The sequence below is a fragment of the Bacillus sp. LL01 genome (assembly GCF_001037965.1).
Genome location: NZ_LFEL01000131.1, coordinates 1 through 5,012, shown reverse-complemented (window position 1 = coordinate 5,012; position 5,012 = coordinate 1). Strand labels below are relative to the sequence as shown.

Annotated in this window: 6 protein-coding genes; all 6 read right to left on the bottom strand. The window is 40.6% G+C overall.

Annotated features, from left to right (window positions below; translation table 11 throughout):
* Positions 1-347: 347 nt before the first annotated feature.
* Positions 348-824 carry a transcription elongation factor GreA gene (greA, locus tag AB685_RS26260; protein WP_047973541.1) on the bottom strand — a complete coding sequence of 159 codons (477 nt, stop codon included), beginning with the start codon at positions 822-824 and terminating at the stop codon, positions 348-350.
* A 123-nt stretch (positions 825-947) separates the two neighbouring features.
* Positions 948-1,583, bottom strand: a complete 636-nt coding sequence (udk, locus tag AB685_RS26255) for a uridine kinase (RefSeq protein WP_047973540.1) — start codon at positions 1,581-1,583, stop codon at positions 948-950.
* Positions 1,584-2,846 (bottom strand): U32 family peptidase, encoded by a 1,263-nt coding sequence (locus AB685_RS26250; RefSeq protein WP_047973539.1) that lies wholly within the window; start codon positions 2,844-2,846, stop codon positions 1,584-1,586.
* Between the two features lie 14 nt (positions 2,847-2,860).
* Entirely contained in the window at positions 2,861-3,793 is a 933-nt protein-coding gene (locus AB685_RS26245) for a peptidase U32 family protein (protein WP_047973538.1), read from the bottom strand.
* Between the two features lie 22 nt (positions 3,794-3,815).
* Positions 3,816-4,454, bottom strand: a complete 639-nt coding sequence (locus AB685_RS26240; protein ID WP_047973537.1) for an O-methyltransferase — start codon at positions 4,452-4,454, stop codon at positions 3,816-3,818.
* Between the two features lie 72 nt (positions 4,455-4,526).
* Positions 4,527-5,012, bottom strand: a 486-nt coding sequence (gene mltG, locus AB685_RS26235; RefSeq protein WP_047973536.1) for an endolytic transglycosylase MltG, incomplete at its 5' end; no start/stop codon positions are given.

Below are 5,012 nucleotides of genomic sequence, written 5' to 3'. Positions count from 1 at the left end.
CGATATGACTATCATACAGCTTGCAAAAGAGGCATTTGAACGCTAAATATATTATTGGAGGAGGCTGAGACATAATTAGAGTGTTTGACTCAKGATACGAACGAAGCRCTAATCTAGCGGATGAACTATACGGAGACTTCTGCGGGGACTAGAGCAGGAGTGAGATCCCACAGGGCAAAGCCCGAGGAAGCTCACTAGCTCCCCGCGAAAAGCGAAGTTTAGTTCAGGAGCGGTATACATAGGTCGTATCTGTAATGTTCGGATTCACATAAGTTAAAATTCTTTTGTCTCAGCCTCTTTTCTTTTCACACAAAAAACCGCCACATCTGTGACGGTTTTCGTGTATCTTAATTAATTTCTAAAATTTCAATCGACATATCGCCAGCTGGTGTTTGTACGGTTACTTTATCTCCAACTGAGCGGCCTAGGATGCTTTGAGCCATTGGTGAGTCGTTCGAGATTTTACCTTCTGCCGGATCACTCTCTGCACTACCTACAATTGTATACTCTTCTTCGTCACCATCAGGAAGCTCAACAAACTTTACACGCTTACCTAGTGATACAACATGAGATGAGCCAGCTTCTTCTTCAATCATAACAGCATTACGAATCATTTTCTCAAGCTGAATGATACGTCCTTCAACGAATGCTTGCTCTTCTTTAGCAGAATCGTACTCGGAGTTCTCCGATAAATCACCAAAACTACGTGCAATCTTTATACGTTCTACGACCTCTTTACGTCGCTCTGTTTTTAGAAATTCTAATTCGTCTTCTAATTTACGCTTACCCTCTTCGGTCATATAATGCTTTTTTTCTTCTGCCATTGACTTTCACTCCTCGTCATATATCCAATATCAGTTGTATATAGTATTCCCATCTACTAGAAGAAATTCTATACATATGTAGAAAAAGAAGCAAGGTATAAAAACCTCGCTTTCCTTATGCTATTACAAAATGGCTTTTTCTTCAATAATTGTGCGAATTTTTGTCACCATTAAATCAATTGCGACACGATTTTGTCCACCCTCGGGAATGACTACATCCGCATAACGCTTCGTTGGTTCAATGAATTGAAGATGCATGGGTCTTACTACAGTTGTGTATTGATCAATGACGGATTCAATTGARCGACCACGCTCTTGTATATCACGAACTAAACGACGAATGATACGGATATCAGCATCGGTATCAACAAATAGCTTAATGTCCATCATATTACGTAAACGCTCATCTTCTAAAATTAAGATACCTTCTAAGATGATGACATCTTTTGGATCAATCACGATCACATCTTYAGAACGCGTGTGAATTTTGTAATCATAGATTGGCTTATTCACGCCTACACCACGAGCGAGCATTTGCAAGTGTTCAAGCAACAAATCATTATCAAATGCAAAAGGGTGATCGTAGTTTGTTTGCAGACGCTCTTCGAACTCAAGATGACTTTGATCCTTGTAGTAAGCATCTTGTTCAATTAACACAATGGATTGCTCATTAAATTGCTGAAAAATTTCTTTTGCTACAGTGGTCTTCCCAGAGCCTGTTCCGCCTGCTACCCCAATAATTATCGGTTTCTTCACCATTTATCGTACCTCTTTACGCATCATATTCTGAGGGTATACTGGACGTTCTACTTTAAAACGAATCGTCTCAAGTGGATGTCTAGCTGCATCTAACTCTTCCCCGTCTTCATTCCAGATCGTTCCTACCGTTTGTACAAAGTTTTCAATTTCTGGACCAAAGAATTCAATCTCATCACCAGGCTTAAAATGGTTACGTTGTTGCAATGTCACCATACTCGTCTCTGCCTCATAATCAAGCACAAGACCAGCAAAGTCAAACTTCGTACGTTTTGGATGAATGCCATACATTTGCTCTTCATAGGTTGGCTTACCTTCAAAGAATTGTGGGGCAAAGTCACGATTTGCACATTTTTCAAGCTCGTCCATCCAAGCTTTATCAATTACAAAGTTTTCAGGATCTGCACAATAAGCATCAATCACTTTACGATAAACGCTCGTTACCGTCGCCACGTAGTGAATCGACTTCATACGTCCTTCTACCTTTAAGCTATCAATTCCTGCTTCAATAAGCTTTGGAATGGCTTGAACAAGATTCAAATCTTTTGGACTCATAGTGTACGATGCATCATCTGGATTGAATAATGCTTTTTCGCCGTTTTCATTTGTCTCATACAAATCGTATTCCCAACGGCAAGACTGACAACAGCCACCGCGGTTTGAATCACGAGCAGTCATGTGATTACTTAACACACAGCGTCCAGAGTAAGAAATACACATTGCACCGTGAACGAATGTTTCAATTTCAATATCAACATTCTTCTTCATTTCAAGCATTTCCTCAAGACTGACCTCACGTGCTAATACAACACGGTGAAGACCTTCTTCTTTCCAATACTTCACAGCTAGCCAGTTTGATAGAGATTGCTGCGTACTTAAGTGAACTTCTACTTTAGGCGCGACTCGTTTACATGTTTCAATGATTAACGGGTCAGCAACAATAATTCCAGTTACGCCGACATCTTGCAAGTCACGTAAATACTCTTCAAGACCGTCCATGTTCTCGTTATGAGCATAAATATTTGTTGTCACATATACTTTTGCTCCATACTTACTTGCAAATTGAACACCTTCACGCATTTCTTCRATCGAGAAGTTGTCTGCATTCGAGCGTAACCCAAATTCACGTCCGCCGATATAGACCGCATCCGCACCGTAATGTACAGCGACTTTTAACTTCTCTAAGCTACCAGCTGGTGCAAGAAGTTCAGGCTTTTTGACAATAATGCGTTTGCCTTCTTTTGTTTGTTCTGCAATCGTCTGCATCACATATTCCCTCCTTAATAAACCGTTTCTTTAAAGAAAAATCCTGTATCTAATTTGCGATTATCTGGTTGAACTGCTTCAACTTGTTCGACAAATTCATCTTTCTTATCATCATAGGCATCACGGTCATCCACACATAAATCGATTGCTTCGCGATAAATCGCCACAACCTTCTCCATGTATTCCGTTGACTTTAGGATCCCGTCAATCTTGAAGCTATCGACTCCTGCATCAATCATTTCTTCAAGTTCATCAATAATCGAGATGTCATTTGGACTCATAATATGTGTACCATTTTCATCTTCAAAAATTGGGTACTTCGCATCACGTTCTGCGTCGAATAAAACCATATTACGCGATTGATCCGTACGCTCAACAGCAAGGTTTTTGCCTTGGAATTTCATGTAGTTACCAATTAATGTACGTTTTGATTGGAACATACACGTCATCCCATGAACTTGAACCTCAATTTCCACTTCTGCATTCTCTTTGATCTCAACGATCGAATCCATATTTAGCTCACGTGCAAGTACGGCACGTTTAGCACCTTTACGGCCCCAGTAATTCGCTGTGAACCAGTTGGTTGCCGTAGTTTCAGTATTCCAATGTAATTTCATCTCTGGTGCTACTTCTCTAGCCGTCATTAATACAGCTGGATCACCGAAGACAATTGCATCAACTTTTGCTTCTTTTAAAAAGGCAATGTAGTCAGCTAACTCACCTACTGTATCATTGTGTAGAAGAGCATTCATAGCCACATATACTTTCTTCCCCGCATCATGTGCAAGCTCTGTTACAGCTTCAACATCCGCTCTTGTAAATTCACCTGCAAGACGTAAACCATATCGCTGTTCGCCAATGATTAACGCATCTACTCCTGCATGTAGTAATCGCTCTGCAGCTGCTACATCTTTTGGTGTAGCAAGCAACTCTGGCTTATTACTCATGTGATCACACCTTCCTACCACTTCATTTCTTAATACTTACTGCAAGACCATCGCCGAGAGGTAAAATTCTCGTTTCATACTCTTGATGCTCCATTAACCACTCATTATATATGCGTAGCTTCTTGGCAATCGATCTCAGTCTTTTTTCCTCTATCTCATCTTCGGCCACTAGACCTCTAAATAAAACATTATCTGAWAATACGACGCCATTTGGCTTAACCATTTTTCCGTATAAATCAAAAAAACGTTTATATTGCCCTTTTGCGGCATCAATAAATAATACATCAAAAAGGGGCTCTGATTCAAGTTTTTCGGCTAAATCGAGTGCATCTCCAAATCGTACCTGAATTCGGTCTGTTAACTCATTTTTGCGAATATTAACCAATGCTTCTTGATATCGATGTTCATCTCGTTCGATTGTCACAATTGTTGTATTCGGTAGAGCTTGTGCCATCCGAATCGCCGAGTACCCAATAGCTGCTCCAACTTCTAAAATACGAGCTGGTTGAATCAGCTTTAGTTGTTGGAGTAGGCTCTCCATCCCTACTAAATCCATAATCGGTACGTTATGCTCTTTGGCATAATGCTCCATCTCCAAGACAAGTGGCTCTCTTGTAGGTACGAGTGACTTTAAATATTCTTCTACTTCAGCTTTAATCATTGCCTGAACCCTCACTTTCGTTCACGTAGAAAGAGAGGGAGTGTGCATATGCCACATCCCCCTCTGCTTGTCCTACTCTGTCTCTGTTTCTTCTTCACCTTCGTCTTGTGCGGCTTCTACCCACTCTTGACGATACTGTTGGTGTGTTCTATTGTGTGCTTCGTACGTTTCATTGTAAATGACTTCACCGTTATAGCGTGCATAGAAGAACAAGTAATTTGTATCTTCTGGAGCGAGTGCCGCTTTAATTGAATCCTCCCCTGGATTGGCAATTGGTCCAATTGGAATTCCTGCATTTCGATAAGTATTGTAAGGAGATTCAACGTTAAGGTCATTGAACGAAGTCATGTATCTATGCTCACCAATCGCATAAGCGACAGTCGGATCCACTTCAAGCCTCATCCCTTTATCGAGACGATTATATAGGACTCCTGAGATCTTATAACGATCCTCTGAAGTTTGCGCTTCTCGTTCAATAATTGAAGCAAGTGTCAAAATCTCATGGACTGAGTAATCACTTTCTTCAATAGCAGATGCGTGCTGTTCAATAATTGCTTG